This is a genomic window from Nocardioides sp. cx-169 (genome assembly GCF_021083605.1).
Taxonomy (GTDB): Bacteria; Actinomycetota; Actinomycetes; order Propionibacteriales; family Nocardioidaceae; genus Nocardioides.
Map to the genome: position 1 here is coordinate 390,642 of NZ_JAJNRO010000002.1, position 16,234 is coordinate 406,875.

Below are 16,234 nucleotides of genomic sequence, written 5' to 3' on the forward strand. Positions count from 1 at the left end.
CACGAAGCTGGGCCCCCCGCGCGGCCCAGCTCCGGGCCAGGTCAGTCGGACCAGAGGTAGCGGTCCGCCACCCGGTGGTGGTTGTAGATGGTCATCTCCTGGTACTCGCTCAGGCGGTGGCCGTCGAAGCTGGGAGAGTGCATCCCGACTGTGACCTCCTTGGCGTTCATCATGTCCTGGGTGAACACCACCCCCATGTCGGCCGCGCGGTAGTCCTCGAAGAACTGCGGCTGGACGTCGTGCTTCTTGTTGTAGTCGGCGGCCGGGATCTGGTCCAGGGCGAAGACCTCGAAGGTGCACTTGTTGGGGTCGTTCAGATAGGGCCGCGCCCGGTACACGAAGGCCGAGCCCTGGTTGGGCAGGATGATCGTGTTCGGGAAGACGTTCCACGCGGTGCCGGCCTCAGCCCACTGCTCCGGGGTGATGTCGTTCCACTCGTAGCCCTCATCGATGCACAGCTGCTTGTAGAGCTCGAGGTAGTACTGGCCGGCGGGCATGCCCTCGGGCACGTCAGCGGTCTTGAGCTTCTCCGCCGCGCGCCAGGCGCGGTCGTTCTCAAGCCCGCGCATGTCGTCGTAGATGTACTGCACCGACAGCGCGACGCTCATCCGCTCGTCGATGGCGCCCTTGGTGGTGCGGTTGGTCGGGTCCTTGACGCCGTCGGGCTTCTTCTCCCCCACCGAGGAGTAGTGCGAGTGCCGCTCGTAGGTCGTCGTCGGGGACCACGCGCGCTGCTCCATCTCGGCCAGCGAGAGGATGTTGGTGTTGTCCTTGTTCAGCCGGAAGAGCTGCGGGTGGGTCCCGGCGACGTGGTACGCCTCCAGGAACCCGTCCAGCGCGGTCTTCCAGTTGCACTCGAGGACGATCTCCTTGTGCCAGCGGATGCGCATGTTCTCGAGCTGGAACGGCTCGAAGATCCGCACGATGGGGTCGAGGTAGTCCAGCAGCGGCATCGCCTGGGGGTCCATATTGATGAACACGAAGCCGCCCCAGGTCCCGACCTGGACGTCGACGAGCCCGAGGTCCTCGTCCGAGCGCGGCTCGAACTCCTCGCGGTCCAGGACCAGGCGGACCGAGCCGTCGAGGTTCCAGCGCCAGCCGTGGAACGGGCAGATGATCGAGCCGACGCGGCCGCGGCCTCGGGTCAGGCGGGTGCCGCGGTGGCGGCAGGCGTTGAAGTAGGCGCGGATCGAGTCCTTGGCCTCGCGGACCACGAGGATCGAGTGCGAGCCGATCTCGTACTCCACGAAGGAGCCGACGCCCTGGAGCTCCTCGACCCGGCAGGCCATGAGCCACGTGCGCTTGAAGAGCTTCTCCAGCTCCAGGTCCAGGAACTCCTGGGTGAGGTAGCGCTCCTTGGGCACGTAGGCGCGCGCCAGACGGAACCTCTCGGGCACCAGGTCCGGGTCTACGTCCCCCGCGAACGTGGGGGTCTGTCCCTTCAACGGGGCCGGACCCGTCTGCAACGGGGGCTGACCCGTCAACATCGTCGTCATCTCGTTCACTTCCTCAACTCGTCATGAAACTTAGTAACACAGGCGCGGCGGGTCGGACCTCAGTCCGCGTCCGGCCCAGCGATCTCGACCCCGTCGAGAGCGCGGACCACGTGGATGCAGTTGCCCGGGCACCCGTCGGCGGCATCGATCACGTCCGAGTTCAGGTCCTCGGGAACGTCTGCCTGCGCACCTTCGTCATGGAGGAGGAGGTCCTCCTTCTTGACGTAGGCGAGGCCGTCGTCGCCGAACTCGAAGACCTCGGGGGCGTACTGGACGCACAGCCCGTCTCCGGTGCAGAGCTTCTGCTCGATCCACACCCGAAGCGCTCTATCGCTCATTCGCACAACCTCCAAGTCCCTGGCACAGGATTCTGTTCGCCTCGGCCCGCCACTCGGCATGCGGGGGCCATCTCAACACATCGCGCTAACTGTTCGCTCGATTACACCTATATCGGCCGCGGACCCACAGCGCCTGTTCCATTAGGTGAAACCGAACCTTCCGCTGCTCGGAATCGTCGCCTGGCGTCGCCGTACCCAGTGCCCCGTCGCGTGTCCTGCGCGCTCTCTTGACGTTCCTGGTGATGGGGCTCACAATTCATTTAGATAACTAAACCAGTTGAATGCTCGAATCGGGGTCCTAATCGCACGCCGAAGACCGAGGTCTCTGAAGCCTGCCCACACTTCTCGCACTGGGAGCACCACGCTGCGGCGGGCGCGCGTTCCCAACTCCATGGAGGTCACATGAGTCACACGATGATCCGCCAGGGCGACGCCGGGCGCGTTGCGTCCCAGCCCGCCAGGTCGCCGGCGCCGGGCCCGCCTCTCGCCCACGATCTAGGTCCCGATGGCGGCCCGAACGCGCCGCAGCGGACCGTGATGGGAAGGATCGCCACCATCATGGACGCGTTCCAGGGCGGACCCCGGACCATCAGCCTGGGCGAGCTGAGCGTACGTACCTCGCTGCCCAAGTCCACCTTGCACCGGCTGACCGAGCAGCTGTGCAGCGCCGGCTGGATCGAGCGCGACCCCAGCGGCTACCGGATCGGACTGCGGCTCTTCGAGCTCGGCAGCCTCGCGGTGGAGGGCACCCGGCTCCACGACGCCGCTGCCCCGCACCTGCGGGCACTCGCCGCCAAGACCGGGATGGCGGTGCAGCTCGCCATCCTGGACGGAGCCGAGATTGTCTACCTGGACCGGGTCACGTCCAGCAGGTTCAAGGTCCCATCCCGGCGCGGGGGACGCAAGCCGGCCTACTGCACCGGCCTGGGCAAGGCCCTGTTCGCCTTCGACAACGACGCGCTGGATGCCGTCTTCTCCGCACCGATGCCGGCGCGCACCGCCTCCACCATCACCGACGCCGGACAGATGTGGGCCGAGGTCCGGCGCATCCGTGAGTCGGGCGTCGCCTACGACAAGGGTGAGGCTCACGACGGTCTGATTTGCGTCGCCAGCCCTGTGCGCGACGCCGGGCGCGCCCTGGCGGCGGTGTCGGTGACCGGGCCGAAGGGTCAGGTCCAGCTCGGATCTGTGAGCGAGGAGGTGAGACGCACCTCGGCCGCCATCTGGAACGCCACGTGCAGCACCACGCCCCAGGGACGTGGAAGCGTCGCCTGACCCAGATGCCCTCAGGTCTCCATGCTGCTCCTGGGCTGACCCGCGGCTCCCCTCCTGGGGCGCCGTGGGTCAGCTGGCGGCCCCGGGGCATCGGGTCAGCGAGCGACCCAGCCCTCGTTGTGCCACCACGTCTTCAGGGTCGACATCGGCTCCGGCCAGGTCTCGGTGTAGGTGACACCCTCGGGGCCGGCCGTCATCAGGTACGGCGTCTCCGCCTCGCTGATCCAGAACTCGCCCGGTCCGATCGTCCGGCTGCCCTCTTCCCGGTCTCGGCCCCAGGTCACGTGGAACTCGCCCTGGAAGACGATGATCATCTCCGCAAGGTTGTGGTGGTGGCGGGGCACGGCGAAGCCGGGCGCACAGCGAAGCCCGTTGATGTTGAACGCCGGGTCCATCTGCGTCTGGATGAACATCTGGCCACCGAAGGTCTTCTCCATATTTACCGGGGCGTCGCGCAGCAGCCCGCCCTCGTCCCAGAGGTAGGTCGGCGAGCTCTGATCGACGGGCAGGTCGACCCAGCCCTCGTCGGTGATCAGCGGGAACTTGTGAATTGGCATGCGCCCACCCTGCCCACCCGATCGATGGGTGTCCCCGCCGGATTCCGATTGGCGGAATCGCGTTCGCTCCACGCCTGGGCACCGAGCCCAGCCGGTTCCATCGAACGGGACAGGCCACAGACATGCTCCCGCCCAGGGCCCTAGCGTCGGTTCATGACCTTTACCTTCGGAGACCTGATCGACGACGCCGACTGGGTGCCCATGAACCTCGACCAGCAGAGCACGCCCAGCTACTTCTGGAACGACGGCGGCCTGCTCGCCGACGCTCCCGTCGACTTCGCGAAGACCTTCCGCGAAGAGATGTTCACGACCACCAAGCCGATCGACATGCCACGGTTCAACCGAAACCCCCTGCGCGTGAAGCCGAACTTCGTCGTCCCCAGGCACCACCACAACGTGGACGAGATGCTCTTCGTCTTCCAGGGCGAGTACAGCATCGAGTACGACGAGGGCGACGGCCGGGAGACCGTCGTCGTCAGCGCCGGCGACGTGTTCCTCAGCCGCGCGGGCACCGCCTACACGATGACGGCGGGCCCCTCGGGCGTCACGTACATCGAGACCTGGCCGCGCCCGGTCTCCGAGCTGGAGACCGTCTGGCACAACGAGGGTTGGGTGGCCCGCTGAGTCCCGCGCCGCCCCGACCCATCCCGACGCAGGCCGAGGAGCACACCAGATGACCGACCTGACCCATGACGGCACCCGCAGGACGATCGAGACCGCTCGGGGGACCCTGCACTACCACGAAGCAGGGGACGGCCCGCCGATCCTGCTGCTGCACGGGTCCGGCCCGGGAGTCAGCGCCTGGGCAAACTACAGCGGCAACCTGCCGGCGTTCGCCCAGCACTTCCGCACGATCATGCTGGACTTCCCCGGGTTCGGGAAGAGCTACTCGCTCGACGGAAACCCCATGCCGGCGGCGCTGCCCGCGGCGCTGGACTTCCTCGAGGCGATGTCGCTGGGACCGCTGCCGGTGGTGGGCAACTCCATGGGCGGCAACATCGCCGCGGCGCTGGCCGCGAACCGGCCGGACCTGGTGAGCCGCCTGGTCACGATCGGTGGCGTCGGCCTCCCGGTGTTCAGCCCTTCCCCACCGGAGGGCATCAAGCTCCTGGTGCAGTTCGTCGAGGATCCGACGCGGGAGCGGCTGATGACCTGGATGGAGTCGATGGTCTACGACCCGGCCATCCTGACCGAGGAGTTCGTCGAGATGCGCTGGAAGGCGGCCACCGACCCGGGCGCCCTCTCCGACGTGCGGAAGCTGTTCAACAGCCAGTCGCTCAAGGCCATGGGCGACCGGTCCAGCACGGCGGCCATGCAGGTCGAGACCCTGTCCAAGATCCAGGCTCCGACCCTGCTGACCTGGGGGCGCGACGACCGCGTCACCCCGCTGGACAGCAGCCTGGTGGCGATGCGGCTGATCCGGCGCTGCGAGCTCCACGTCTTCCACGACTGCGGCCACTGGTCGATGATCGAGCGAAAGGCCGAGTTCGAGAGCGTCGTGCTCTCCTTCCTGATGCGCGACCTGTAGCGCCTGGTTGTCCGGCTCGTCCGGACCCCGGCCCGACAGCAAGAAGGCCTCCCGCGGATCGCGGGAGGCCTTCTTGCGTGGTGCGGGGGCTGCCGTTACGGCGCCGGCGCCCCCTCGGGCATCGGCGGCGGCGTGAACTTGTGGCCCCAGAGCGCACCCTCGGTGATCTCGTACGAGGGCTCCTCCTCCACGACCTGCAGACCGTTCCAGCCACACTCGATGGCGTAGTTCTCCGGCGAGTAGACGTAGAAGGAGAGCATCTGGTCGTTGGTGTGCTTGCCGAGGCTGAACATCATCGGCACCTCCATCTCGGCCGCCCGGTCGAGGGCGAGCCCGACGTCGTCGATCTCGGCGACCTCGAGCATGAGGTGGATGAGCTGGCCCGGCCCCGGACGCGGCGCGATGCCGAACGTGTGGTGGCGCGGGTTGCAGCCCATGAAGTAGACCGGCCCGGAGGTGTTGCGCTCGACGAAGCCGAGGACCCGGTTGTAGAAGTCGAACTCGGCCTCGACGTCCTCGGCGGTCACGATGACGTGGCCCATGCCCTGGTTGCCGGTGACGAAGCCGCTGACCTTCGGGGTCTGGATCCGGACGTGGTCGAAGATCGGCCCGCAGAAGATCTCGAGGTGGTTGCCGGCCGGGTCGTCGAAGCGGACGAACCGCTTGACCCGACGCTCGGCGCACTCCTCCTCGGAGCCGGCCGTGACCTTGATCCCCTCGGCCTCGACGTCACGCACCACCTTGTCCAGCTCGCGGGCGTTCATCACCTCGAAGCCCAGCGCCGTCATCGACGCTTCCGCCGCCGGAGTGCACACCAGCCGCGGGGGGTAGTGGTCGATCCGGAAGTACAGCGAGTCTGGGTCCCCGCCCTCGACCCGCATCATGCCCAGGAAGTCTTCCCCGAACCTCTGCCAAGCCTCAGTGTCGGTGATGCCCAGTCGGACATAGCCAAGAGAGGTGATGGTCATCGTGCGCTCCTTTCTGAAGGCGGCACGACCGCACCGTTCCGGCGGTGGCGGAGCCGCCCCGCGAACGTAACAGCGCGAAAAGTCAGTAGAGAGTGGGCCATTCCGCCCAACGGAAACCGCTTCGAGGCCGAGCCGCGGCTGGTGCGTTCGGCCCCCCGGTGAGGGCGGGCATGCAACGATGAGCGGATGTCCACGATTGGCGACTTCACCCGAGCCCGGCGCAACAGTCCCTCCGGCGATCCCGGCGTGGATCGCCTGGACCTCGCCGCGATCGACCACCGCCTCATCTCCATGAAGAAGTCGATCGAGCAACTGGAGTCGTACGGCCCGCTCAACACCTCGCTGCTGGAGGACAAGCCCGCGGCCGGGCTGGTCGCCGAGCGGATCATGTTCTTCCTCGCCGACCTCGCCGTGGAGATCAACGGCTACCTGGCCCGAGGCGTCGCCCACCGGTTCCCCCGCGGGGAGTCGGAGTCCTATCTGGCCGCCGTGAGCGCCGGCGTCATCGACGCCGAGCTGGTCCCCCGGCTGATCCCGGACGAGGGACCCCACCACGTCCTGCTGCAGCTGTCGCTGGACTCCGACCCCGAGGCGGTCGAGGCGATCGTGGCCGAGGCGCTCTCGGCGTACGGCGCCTACACGCAGCAGGTCTCCGCGTGGGTCCGCAGCGAGGGCGCTCGCGGCTAGCCCGCCCCTGCTCTGGCCACCGTGGGGGCCACCTGCCGGACCGGCCACGCGAAGGGGCAGGCGAAATGGACAGGCGCCCGACCCCCAGGGGGTCGGGCGCCTGCCGCGGTGCTCGGTCGATCAGTCCGCCTTCACGCCCAGGTACCGGTAGTCCCCGAGGGACTGGTACTGGAACGGGACCGCCGGCTGGATGTTGACCACCCTGGCGGAGGCGAAGGTGAGGTTGCGCAGCTGCGCGAACGGCAGGATCCAGTGCTCCTTGGCCGCCTCGGCCAGGATGCCTTGGTAGACCTCCTGGCGCTCGGTCTCGCCCATCGCCGGGTCCTCGGCGCGCAGGAGCTCCGCCTCGATCGACTCGATGGCCGAGTCCGGCGCGCCCCAGCTGGTGCCCCCGCGCAGGAGCGAGGCGTAGATGCCCGTCGAGGCGTGGTTGGGGCCGGCGTTGCCCATCAGGACCATCTCGAACTGGTTCTGGAACCACGCCTGGTAGATCGAGGCGTGCGTCATGGGCTTCAGCTCCAGCTCGATGCCCACGCTCTTGAGCTGGGACTGGACCAGCTGGGCCACGCGGGTGTCGAGGCCGGTCTCGACGTAGGCCATGGTGAGGGAGGTCGCGCCCTGGGGCGCCTCCTTGACCAGCTCCGAGGCGCGGGCCGGGTCGGTCTTGGTGTACTCGTCGACCGCGTCCGTGTGGGCCGGGTGACCCTCGGCGAACAGCTGGTTGATGGGCACCGCCCCACCGGCGTACTGGGAGACCAGTGCGTCACGGTCGACGGCGAGGGTGATCGCCTCGCGGACGGTCGGGTCGACTAGGTCGCGCATCCACAGACCCACGATCGAGCCGGAGGGGATGAGCTCGCTCGTCTGCAGGTTCTCCGGGTCGGCCTTGGCCTTGTCGAGGGCCTGGATGGCGGCCTCGCTGCTGAACGGGAAGACGTCGTACTGCCCGGTCGCGACGGCGTTCATCGCCTGCGTGGGGTCGGTGATCGCCTTCACCTCGATCTTGGCCGCCAGCCCGGCGGCCGGGTCCCAGTGCCCGTCGACGCGCTCGAAGAGCACGGTGTCCTCGCCCGGGGTCCAGGAGGTGATCTTGTAGGGGCCCGAGCCGACGCCGTCCGGCGCGGAGGTCCGCAGCACCTCGGAGTCCTCGGTGAACTTCGGGTTCATGATCATGCCGGCCCAGCCCGCGAGGACGTAGGGCAGCGTGGCCCCCGTCTTGGGCTCGGTCTTGACCAGCACGGTGTAGTCGTCGACGACCTCGACGTCCGTCACGTTCTTGAGCGCCTCCTGGTAGGCGCTGAACTCGGCCGTGCGCGCACGGTCGAGGTTGGCCTTCACGGCCGCGGCGTCGAGCGGGGAGCCGTCGTGGAACGTGGCGTCGTCGCGCAGGGTCAGGCTGAGGCCGTCGGCGACGAACTCCCAGTCCTTCACGAGGTAGCCGCGCAGCTCGCCGTTGGCGGAGGCCCAGAACAGCCGGTCGTAGAGCAGGTTGAAGTAGTGGGTGCTGACGGTGGCGCCGGCGGCGTGGGCGTCGGCGCTGCCCATGTAGAGGCTCGTGGCGAACTTCACCGTGGCGTCGCGATCAACGTCGGTCTCCCACGTGGCGTCGGCCAGCTCGACACCGACTCCGGCGTCGTCGTCGACCTTGATGTCGGAGGGGTTCTCACCCCCGCCACCACCACAGGCCGTGAGCACGAGCGCCATGACGGCGCCCGCGCAGAAAGTCCGTTTCGTCATGCAGTTTCCTTCACACTTCAGACGGCTCCGGAGTCGGAGCACGTTCCATTGGTTCGACACGCGCGTGGTTGCGCAGTGTCAGAGGCGCAGTGTCAGAACGCCGCCGTGGCAGGCTCGGCCGGCTCAGGCTGCTCGCTCGCGGGGACGGTCATGCCGTCCACCGAGGCGTGGTGACAGGCGACGAAGTGTCCGGCGGCCAGCTCGCGCACCTGCGGCTCCTCGGACTTGCATCGCTCGGTCGCGAAGACGCACCGGGTGTGGAAGCGGCAGCCTGCGGGCGGATCGGCGGGCGAGGGCGGGTCGCCCTCCAGCATCGTCTGGCCCTCGGTGGCCGGCGCTCCGGGCACCGAGGCCAGCAGGCTGACGGTGTACGGGTGGCGCGGGCGGTCGTAGAGGTCCTCCACCGGGGCGATCTCGCACAGCTTGCCCAGGTACATCACCGCCACCCGGTCGCTGACGCTCTTCACGACCCCCAGGTCGTGGGCGATGAAGAGCAGGGTGAGCCCGAACCGGCGCTTCATCTCCTCCACGAGGTTGAGGATCTGAGCCTGGACCGAGACGTCCAGTGCGGAGACCGGCTCGTCGCACACGATCAGGTCCGGCTCCAGGACCACGGCACGCGCGAGGGAGACCCGCTGGCACTGCCCGCCCGACAGCTGGCCGGGACGGCGGTCGCCGAAGACGTCGGGATCGAGACCCACGGCCTCCAGGGCGGCGTCCACCCTGGGCGCGTAGGGCCTCTCGGCCCCAGAGATCGACAGGCCCTCCGCGACGATGTCGCGCACCCGGCGACGCGGGTTCAGCGACGAGATCGGGTCCTGGAAGATGATCTGCAGCCGGTGGCGCAGCTTGCGCAGCTCCCGCGCGGACAGGTCCCCCATCGTCTGGTCGTCGAACTGCACGGCGCCCGACGTCGGCGCGGGCAGGCTGATCAGCGCCCGGGCCAGCGAGGACTTCCCGCAGCCCGACTCGCCGACCAGCCCGAGGGTCTCGCCGCGACGGATGTCCAGGCTGACGTCCGAGACGGCGTGGACGCGGCCGCCTCGAGGCAGCCGATGCTCGACCACGAGGTTCTCGGCGCGGACCAGGGTCTGCTCGTCGACGGGACGAAGGTGGGCGGTTCCGGTTCCGGCCATCAGCTCACGGCTCCTGTGACGGCCCGCTCGTTGTCCTGGGTGGGCGAGGCGGGGGACGGCGACGTTGCATCCAAGCGCAGTCCAGCGGCAGTGACGCCCGCCGCGCGGTTCTCCGCCTCCACCCGGTCGCCCTCCTCGGTCCCCATCGGGAACCAGCAGGCGAACTGGTGGGCGGGGTCGGGTCCGGTCAGCTCGGGGGTCTGCGTCAGGCATGTCGCCTGGGCCCGCACGCAGCGGGACGCGAAGGTGCAGCCAACCGGGTCGATCACCGGGCGAGGGGAGCCCGGGATCACCGGTATCGGCTCGTGCGGCTTGTTGTCGATGCTCGGCATGGACGCGATGAGCCCGGAGGTGTACGGATGCCGCGGCTCGGCGAACAGGGTCGCCGTCGGCGCCGTTTCGACGATCCTGCCGCCGTACATCACGGCGACCCGGTCGGCCGAGCCGGTGACCACGCCGAGGTCGTGGGTGATGATGACCATCGCCATGTGGTGCTCGGACTGCAGCTTGTCCAGGAGAGTCAGCACCTGCTTCTGTACCGTGACGTCGAGCGCGGTCGTTGGCTCGTCGGCGATCAGCAGCTGAGGGCGGCAGGCCACGGCCAGGGCGATGCCGACGCGCTGCCGCATCCCGCCCGAGAGCTCGTGGGGGTAGGCGTTGAAGCGGGTGGCCGGCGCCGGGATCCTGACCTCGGCGAGCAGCTCAAGGGCGCGGCCCTTGGCAGTGCGACGGTCCGCGACCCCGTGGGTGCGCAGGGTCTCGGTCAGGTTCCGTCCGATGCGCACCACGGGGTTCAGGGACGTCATCGGGTCCTGGAAGACCATCGAGATCTCCTTGCCCCAGTAGTTGCGCAGGTCCCGGTGCGACATGCTCCGCAGGTCGGCGCCGGCGTATCGGACCTCGCCGCCCACCTCGGCGGTCGGGGGGATCAGCCCCATGATCGTCCGCGCCAGCATGGACTTGCCCGAGCCGGACTCCCCGACGATGCCGAGGGTCTCGCCGGGGCTCAGCGACAGGGACACGCCGCCGACCGCACGCAGGAGGCCCTTGGCCGTGGGGATCTGGACGGTGAGGTCGACCACCTCGAGGAGCGGCTCGGCCTCGGCCGCCTCGGTTCGCACGGGAGATGAGGAGCTCATTGCCTGCGACCTCCTTCGTAGCGCATGCGCGCGTGGTCGCCGACCACGTTCAGGGCCAGCACGGTCAGGGACAGCACCAGGGCCGGGGTCATGATCAGGTAGGGGTCGGTGGCCAGGTAGTCGCGGCCGTCGCGGATCATGCCCCCCCAGCTCGGGTCCGGCGGCGGGATGCCCAGGCCCAGGAAGCTCAAGGTCCCCTCGGCCACGATGACGACGCCGGTGATCAGGAAGGCGTAGGACATCAGCGGGACCGCGACGTTCGGGATCAGCTCCCGCACGATGATGCGGGTCCGGTTGGCGCCCAGTGCGCGCGCCGCGTCGACGTACTCGCGCTGCGAGAGGCTGAGCGTGTTGGCGCGGGCCACCCGGATGAACGTGGGGACGGTCAGGCAACCGAGACCCAGGATCACGGTGAGCATGCTGCGCTCGAGGAACGCCGTGACCGCGATCAGCAGCAGCATCGGGGGGATCGCGAGGACCGAGTCGGTGAGCACCCCGATCACGGCGTCGACGCGGCCGCGGAAGAACCCGCCGAGCACGCCCAGCAGACCTCCCAGCACTAGACCGATCAGCACCGCGCAGACGCCGACGAGGAGCGACTGCTGCGCGCCGAAGACCAGGCGGCTGAGCTGGCTGCGTCCGATGGTGTCGGTGCCGAGGAACTGGATCGACTCCACCCCCGGGGACTGGCGCACCGGCCCGACGGAGCTGGCGTAGTCGTCCAGCGGGAGCAGGCTCGCGAAGACCGCGGAGAGCACGATCAGGGCCAGCCAGAGCCACGCCATCGCGACGAGCACCGGAGGGCGGCCTCGCAGGGCGCGACGGTCTGGGCGCAGGAGAGAGGCCGCCGCCCGGGGCGGCGACTCCGCCGCGTGCGGCACGGTCTCCGCCGCCGGAGAACGATCGAGCTGAGTCATGTCAGACCGCTCCCTTCCGCACGCGGGGATCGAGGTAGCCGTAGGCCAGGTCGATGAGGATGTTGGCGACCACGAAGGCCAGCGCGACCAGGAGCACGATGCCCTGCACCACGATCAGGTCGGAGTTGAGCACCGAGTCGATCATCAGGCTGCCGATGCCCGGCAGGCCGAAGACGACCTCGACCACCACCGAGCCGCCGATCAGGCGGCCGAGGCTGAGCGCACCCAGCGTGACGAGGGACAGCGACGAGGGGCGCAGCGCGTGCCGGAACAGCAGCCGCGACGGCGCCAGTCCCCGCGACCGCGCGGCCAGCATGTAGTCGTTGCGCATCGTGGAGACCGCGTCGGAGCGCAGCACCCGGGAGTACATCGCGATCTCTCCGGCGGCCAGTGCCAGCGCCGGCAGGACCAGGCTCTTGAGGTTCTCGCCCAGCCCGCCGCTGATCGGCGTCCAGCCCACCACCGGGAAGAGCTGCATCTGCACGGCGAAGAAGTAGGAGAGCACGAGGGCCAGCACGAACGGCGGCACGGAGATCATCGCGGAGCTGATCACCGACCAGCTGCGGTCGAACAGGCCACCCTCACGCTGGGCGGCGTACAGGCCGATCGGGATGCTCAGCACCAGCGCCAGCACCTGGGTCAGGATCAGCAGCTCGACCGTGACCGAGAGCCGCGAGCCGATCGTGTCCAGCACCGAGCGGCCGGTCTTGAACGACGCACCGAGGTCGCCGCTGAGCACGTTGCCGATCCAGGTCGTGTAGCGATCCAGGTAGCTGGCGTCGAGGTTCAGCTCCCGGTTGATCCGCGCGACCTGCTCGGGCGTCGCGCTGTCCCCCAGGATCGAGTAGGCGATGCCGCCGGGGACCAGGTCCACCAGGAGCATGGTCCCGAACGTGACGATGAGCAGGACGAGGACCAGGTGGATGGCCCGGTTTCCCACGATTCGGACCATGTCACCCTCTCACTTTTGTCCAGGCCGCGATGCATGGCTGTGGCTTTTCACGAGGCGACAACGTATGGGCGCAGAAGAGGGGTAGTCCCCGCGGCATTCCGTCTGGCGGAATCGCTCGCCGATCCCACCGTCGTCGCCGCCCCCCCGACGCCCCAGCCGCCGCCCGGCCCGGCGGGCGCCGGCTGCCGGGATCCTGGGAGCCGTCTGCACGACATCACTTCCGTGCATCTGTGGGTCGATTACGAAACCCGCTGAGAACGCGACATATGTCCCGCTCGTCGCCCGGCGCTACCGCCGACTGTCCGCTGGCCACGAAGCCAGGCGCGCCGGTCGGGCACGAACAAGTCATCCATCATGATCCCCGTCGACCAGGTCAAGAGCACGCTCGCGGCAAGCAGGGCCACCACGCGGCCAAGCACGCCGAGGAGCTGCGCTACAAGAATCCCGAGTGGCATGCGGTCCACACGACGAAGAAGCGGCGGTTCCGGCCGCCAACGGGAATCCAGCCGTATCGGCCAGGCGGAACGCGCCACCGGCCGCGATCCCCGCCTGATCCTCACTCACCAAACCCGTCCGCACGACCAAGCGGCGGGAGCCTGCCCGAACGGTGACGCGAGCGCCCCATCCGGGCGTCACGGCGACCCCGCGAGCGGCGCGAAACCGTCTGGAAACGACTCAGGGCCGGTCACTCTCCGTAGAGAGGTACCGGCCCTGAGTCTTCTGGAGGCTTCACAAACCCGGAGACCCGGTTTCGCAAACCTCCCTCTGTGCGCGAGGGGGGATTTGAACCCCCACGCCCTTTCGGACACTGGCACCTGAAGCCAGCGCGTCTGCCGTTCCGCCACTCGCGCAAGTAGGCCGGGCAAGGCTATCCCAGGGGCGCTTTGGACCCCAAACCGGGCCGGAGGGTGCACCGGGCGCGGGCGTCGCACCGATACGATCGATCGGACCCGTCTCGAGGGCGGGACGTTCGTCATGTCTGACGTGTCGGCGGAAGGAGGGGGACGTGGGGGGCCTGCAACGGTTCGAGCGACGACTCGAGCAGATGATCTCCGGCGCGTTCGCCCGGGCCTTCCGGTCCGCGGTGCAGCCGGTGGAGATCGCGGCCGCGCTCCAGCGCGAGTGCGACAACAACGCCCAGATCCTGTCCCGCGACCGGCGGCTGGTGCCCAACGACTTCCACGTGGAGCTCGCCCAGAGCGACCTGGACCGGCTCTCGACGTACGAGGACGCGATGGCCAAGGAGCTCATCGGCCAGCTCAAGGAGCACGCCGACGCGCAGGGCTACGTCTTCACCGGGCCGGTGAAGCTCGACTTCGAGGCGGCCGACGACCTCACCACCGGACGGTTCCGGATCCGCAGCTCCGCCCAGGCCTCGGTCACGGGCAACGCTTCCCACACGCAGGTACGCCGGGCGCGGGCGGTGCTCGACGTCAACGGCACCCAGCACCCGCTCCAGCCTCCCGGCCTGGTCATCGGGCGTGGCACGGAGGCCGACGTCCGCATCAGCGACCCGGGCGTCAGCCGCCGCCACGTCGAGTTCACCGTCTCCGGCATCGGCGACGACCTGGAGATCGAGGTCCACGACCTCGGGTCGACCAACGGCATGCTGGTCGACGACCGCAAGGTGCCGCACGCGACCCTCCGCGACGGCTCCCGGGTGAAGGTGGGGCACACGACCATGACCGTGCGCGTGGTCCGGGAGGACGTCGATGTCTGAGCTGACGCTGTTCCTCGTCCGCATCGCCTACCTGGCGATCCTGTGGATCTTCGTGCTGTCGGCGATCTCGGTGATCCGCTCCGACATGTTCGGCGCGCGGGTCCCCGAGGGTGCGCGCACGACCGGACGAGGCAGCCAGCCCAAGACCAAGCCGCCCAAGAAGCGGCGCGGCGCGCCGACGCAGGTGGTCGTCACCTCGGGCACCAACAGCGGCGCCACGGCCTCGCTGGCCGACGCGCCCATTCTGATCGGCCGCGGCTCCGACGCCGCGATCCGCCTCGAGGACGACTACGTGTCCACGCGACACGCCCGGATCGCCGCATCGGGCGACCAGTGGTTCGTCGAGGACCTCGGCTCCACCAACGGCACCTACATCGGGACCGTGCGCATCACCCAGCCCACCACGATCACGCTCGGCACCCAGGTCCGGATCGGCAAGACGATCCTGGAGCTGCGCAAGTGACCTCGTCCTCCCTGCGCCTGCACTACTCCGCGATCTCCGACGTCGGTCGGGTCCGCAAGGACAACCAGGACTCCGGGTACGCCGGTCCCTGGCTGCTCGCGGTCTGCGACGGCGTCGGCGGCGCTGCGCGCGGCGACATCGCGTCCGCCACCGCGATCCAGACCCTGCGCGAGCTGGACCAGCCGCCCGCCGACGACACCGGCGCGACGCTGCTGGACCGGGTCGCGGAGTCGTTGCACGAGGCGCACCTGCGCATCGGCCAGCTCGTCGACGCCGACCCCGCCCTCAACGGCACCAGCACCACCGCGACGGTCGCGCTCTTCGACGGCGCCCGGGTCGGCATGGGCCACGTCGGCGACAGCCGGGCCTACCTGTTCCGCGACCGGGAGCTCTCCCAGCTCACCAAGGACCACACGTTCGTGCAGTCGCTCATCGACGAGGGGCGCATCACCGAGGCCGAGTCGCGGGTCCACCCGCACCGCAACCTGATCCTCAAGGCGCTCGACGGGATGCAGGAGGCCGACCCCGACCTCTTCATGATCGAGCTCGTCGAGGGCGACCGCCTGCTGCTGTGCAGCGACGGCGCGTCCGGCGTGCTGGACGACGGCCGGCTCGCCGACATCCTCTCCATGGGCACCCCCGACTTCGCCGCCGTCGAGCTGGTCCGCGCCAGCCTCGAGGCCGGCAGCTCCGACAACGTGACCTGCCTGGTGGCCGATGTGGTCACCGACGAGGCGGCCACGGCCGACCCGTCCTACGAGGCCCTGGAGCCGCTGCTCGTGGGCGCGGCCGCCGAGCTGCGCCGCCGAGCGCCGCGCGGAAAGGCCGGCGGCAGCCTGTTCCGCGGCCACCGCGCCGGCGACACCGGCGAGCTGGACCCGATCGAGGAGGAGATCCCGGGCGGCTCGCGCCCCCTCGACCCGGAGGCGGCGCGCTACGCCCCGATCCCGCCCTCGCGCTTCCAGTGGATCAAGCGCCTGCTGGCCCTCGTCGTCGTGGTCGGCGTCGTGTGGGTCGCGGCCGCCGCGGCGTACTCCTGGAGCCAGGACCAGTACTTCGTCGGCGAGCATGACGGCAGCGTCGTCATCTACCGCGGCGTCGACACCGACCTCCCCGGCCTGGACCTCCACGAGCTCTACCAGACCAGCGACGTCGAGCTCGACCGGCTGAGCGAGTACGACGCCCGACGGGTCCGCCAGGGCATCGAGGTCGGCGACCTCGAGGCGGCGCGGGCGACCGTGCAGAACCTCTCCGCCGAGATGACCCCCGCCGAGAGCACCGACAGCACCGACGACGGGGCGGGCTGAGCGGTGTCCCAGTC

At 69.3% G+C, this 16,234-nt stretch carries 16 protein-coding genes and 1 tRNA gene; 7 read left to right on the forward strand and 10 right to left on the reverse strand.

The window, feature by feature from the left end:
- Nucleotides 1–41: 41 nt before the first annotated feature.
- Nucleotides 42–1,496 carry an SRPBCC family protein gene (locus LRP67_RS03095; RefSeq protein WP_231268726.1) on the reverse strand — a complete coding sequence of 485 codons (1,455 nt, stop codon included), beginning with the start codon at nt 1,494–1,496 and terminating at the stop codon, nt 42–44.
- 59 nt (nt 1,497–1,555) lie between these two features.
- A complete protein-coding gene (locus LRP67_RS03100) occupies nt 1,556–1,834 on the reverse strand; it encodes a ferredoxin (protein ID WP_231268727.1) in 279 nt (92 codons plus the stop codon).
- 537 nt (nt 1,835–2,371) lie between these two features.
- Between LRP67_RS03100 and LRP67_RS03105 the strand changes: the two genes are divergently transcribed.
- A complete protein-coding gene (locus LRP67_RS03105; RefSeq protein ID WP_269210975.1) occupies nt 2,372–3,109 on the forward strand; it encodes an IclR family transcriptional regulator in 738 nt (245 codons plus the stop codon).
- 95 nt (nt 3,110–3,204) lie between these two features.
- Here LRP67_RS03105 and LRP67_RS03110 read toward each other — a convergent pair whose 3' ends face one another.
- Nucleotides 3,205–3,666 carry a hypothetical protein gene (locus LRP67_RS03110; RefSeq protein WP_231268729.1) on the reverse strand — a complete coding sequence of 154 codons (462 nt, stop codon included), beginning with the start codon at nt 3,664–3,666 and terminating at the stop codon, nt 3,205–3,207.
- A gap of 153 nt (nt 3,667–3,819) precedes the next feature.
- On the opposite strand from LRP67_RS03110, the gene LRP67_RS03115 reads away from it, so the two are divergent.
- A complete protein-coding gene (locus tag LRP67_RS03115; RefSeq protein ID WP_231268730.1) occupies nt 3,820–4,290 on the forward strand; it encodes a cupin domain-containing protein in 471 nt (156 codons plus the stop codon).
- 49 nt (nt 4,291–4,339) lie between these two features.
- Nucleotides 4,340–5,194, forward strand: a complete 855-nt coding sequence (locus LRP67_RS03120; protein ID WP_231268731.1) for an alpha/beta fold hydrolase — start codon at nt 4,340–4,342, stop codon at nt 5,192–5,194.
- A 95-nt stretch (nt 5,195–5,289) separates the two neighbouring features.
- Here LRP67_RS03120 and LRP67_RS03125 read toward each other — a convergent pair whose 3' ends face one another.
- On the reverse strand, nt 5,290–6,162 hold the full coding sequence (locus tag LRP67_RS03125) for a VOC family protein (RefSeq protein WP_231268732.1): 873 nt from the start codon (nt 6,160–6,162) through the stop codon (nt 5,290–5,292).
- A gap of 186 nt (nt 6,163–6,348) precedes the next feature.
- Here LRP67_RS03125 and LRP67_RS03130 point away from each other — a divergent pair, with 186 nt between their 5' ends.
- Nucleotides 6,349–6,849 (forward strand): hypothetical protein, encoded by a 501-nt coding sequence (locus LRP67_RS03130; RefSeq protein ID WP_231268733.1) that lies wholly within the window; start codon nt 6,349–6,351, stop codon nt 6,847–6,849.
- Nucleotides 6,850–6,969: 120 nt separating this feature from the next.
- On the opposite strand, the gene LRP67_RS03135 is transcribed toward LRP67_RS03130, so the two are convergent.
- The 6 genes from LRP67_RS03135 to LRP67_RS03160 all read right to left on the reverse strand — a co-directional run bounded on the left by LRP67_RS03135 (nt 6,970) and on the right by LRP67_RS03160 (nt 13,581).
- Nucleotides 6,970–8,586 (reverse strand): ABC transporter substrate-binding protein, encoded by a 1,617-nt coding sequence (locus tag LRP67_RS03135; protein ID WP_231268734.1) that lies wholly within the window; start codon nt 8,584–8,586, stop codon nt 6,970–6,972.
- 92 nt (nt 8,587–8,678) lie between these two features.
- Complete coding sequence (locus LRP67_RS03140; RefSeq protein WP_231268735.1) at nt 8,679–9,722, reverse strand: ABC transporter ATP-binding protein; 1,044 nt, start codon at nt 9,720–9,722, stop codon at nt 8,679–8,681.
- Nucleotides 9,722–10,861, reverse strand: a complete 1,140-nt coding sequence (locus tag LRP67_RS03145) for an ABC transporter ATP-binding protein (RefSeq protein WP_231268736.1) — start codon at nt 10,859–10,861, stop codon at nt 9,722–9,724. The genes LRP67_RS03140 and LRP67_RS03145 overlap by 1 nt, the downstream gene beginning before the upstream one ends.
- Nucleotides 10,858–11,778: an ABC transporter permease gene (locus LRP67_RS03150; protein ID WP_231268737.1), complete on the reverse strand. Its 921-nt coding sequence runs from the start codon at nt 11,776–11,778 to the stop codon at nt 10,858–10,860. Before LRP67_RS03150 ends, LRP67_RS03145 begins: the two co-directional genes overlap by 4 nt.
- A gap of 1 nt (nt 11,779) precedes the next feature.
- Nucleotides 11,780–12,718, reverse strand: a complete 939-nt coding sequence (locus LRP67_RS03155; RefSeq protein WP_231268738.1) for an ABC transporter permease — start codon at nt 12,716–12,718, stop codon at nt 11,780–11,782.
- 780 nt (nt 12,719–13,498) lie between these two features.
- Nucleotides 13,499–13,581: transfer RNA gene (locus LRP67_RS03160), tRNA-Leu, on the reverse strand.
- Between the two features lie 155 nt (nt 13,582–13,736).
- On the opposite strand from LRP67_RS03160, the gene LRP67_RS03165 reads away from it, so the two are divergent.
- From LRP67_RS03165 to LRP67_RS03175, 3 genes are read left to right on the forward strand one after another with little or no spacing between them, the layout of a single operon-like run.
- Complete coding sequence (locus LRP67_RS03165) at nt 13,737–14,450, forward strand: DUF3662 and FHA domain-containing protein (RefSeq protein WP_231268739.1); 714 nt, start codon at nt 13,737–13,739, stop codon at nt 14,448–14,450.
- Complete coding sequence (locus LRP67_RS03170; protein WP_231268740.1) at nt 14,443–14,913, forward strand: FHA domain-containing protein; 471 nt, start codon at nt 14,443–14,445, stop codon at nt 14,911–14,913. The genes LRP67_RS03165 and LRP67_RS03170 overlap by 8 nt, the downstream gene beginning before the upstream one ends.
- A complete protein-coding gene (locus LRP67_RS03175) occupies nt 14,910–16,220 on the forward strand; it encodes a PP2C family serine/threonine-protein phosphatase (protein ID WP_231268741.1) in 1,311 nt (436 codons plus the stop codon). The genes LRP67_RS03170 and LRP67_RS03175 overlap by 4 nt, the downstream gene beginning before the upstream one ends.
- Nucleotides 16,221–16,234 lie beyond the last annotated feature (14 nt).

Bases quoted from the DNA above. Each gene is read 5' to 3' on its own strand.
- LRP67_RS03095 (WP_231268726.1), bottom strand. From the start codon at position 1,496: ATGACGACGATGTTGACGGGTCAGCCCCCGTTGCAGACGGGTCCGGCC.
- LRP67_RS03100 (WP_231268727.1), bottom strand. From the start codon at position 1,834: ATGAGCGATAGAGCGCTTCGGGTGTGGATCGAGCAGAAGCTCTGCACC.
- LRP67_RS03105 (WP_269210975.1), top strand. From the start codon at position 2,372: ATGGGAAGGATCGCCACCATCATGGACGCGTTCCAGGGCGGACCCCGG.
- LRP67_RS03110 (WP_231268729.1), bottom strand. From the start codon at position 3,666: ATGCCAATTCACAAGTTCCCGCTGATCACCGACGAGGGCTGGGTCGAC.
- LRP67_RS03115 (WP_231268730.1), top strand. From the start codon at position 3,820: ATGACCTTTACCTTCGGAGACCTGATCGACGACGCCGACTGGGTGCCC.
- LRP67_RS03120 (WP_231268731.1), top strand. From the start codon at position 4,340: ATGACCGACCTGACCCATGACGGCACCCGCAGGACGATCGAGACCGCT.
- LRP67_RS03125 (WP_231268732.1), bottom strand. From the start codon at position 6,162: ATGACCATCACCTCTCTTGGCTATGTCCGACTGGGCATCACCGACACT.
- LRP67_RS03130 (WP_231268733.1), top strand. From the start codon at position 6,349: ATGTCCACGATTGGCGACTTCACCCGAGCCCGGCGCAACAGTCCCTCC.
- LRP67_RS03135 (WP_231268734.1), bottom strand. From the start codon at position 8,586: ATGACGAAACGGACTTTCTGCGCGGGCGCCGTCATGGCGCTCGTGCTC.
- LRP67_RS03140 (WP_231268735.1), bottom strand. From the start codon at position 9,722: ATGGCCGGAACCGGAACCGCCCACCTTCGTCCCGTCGACGAGCAGACC.
- LRP67_RS03145 (WP_231268736.1), bottom strand. From the start codon at position 10,861: ATGAGCTCCTCATCTCCCGTGCGAACCGAGGCGGCCGAGGCCGAGCCG.
- LRP67_RS03150 (WP_231268737.1), bottom strand. From the start codon at position 11,778: ATGACTCAGCTCGATCGTTCTCCGGCGGCGGAGACCGTGCCGCACGCG.
- LRP67_RS03170 (WP_231268740.1), top strand. From the start codon at position 14,443: ATGTCTGAGCTGACGCTGTTCCTCGTCCGCATCGCCTACCTGGCGATC.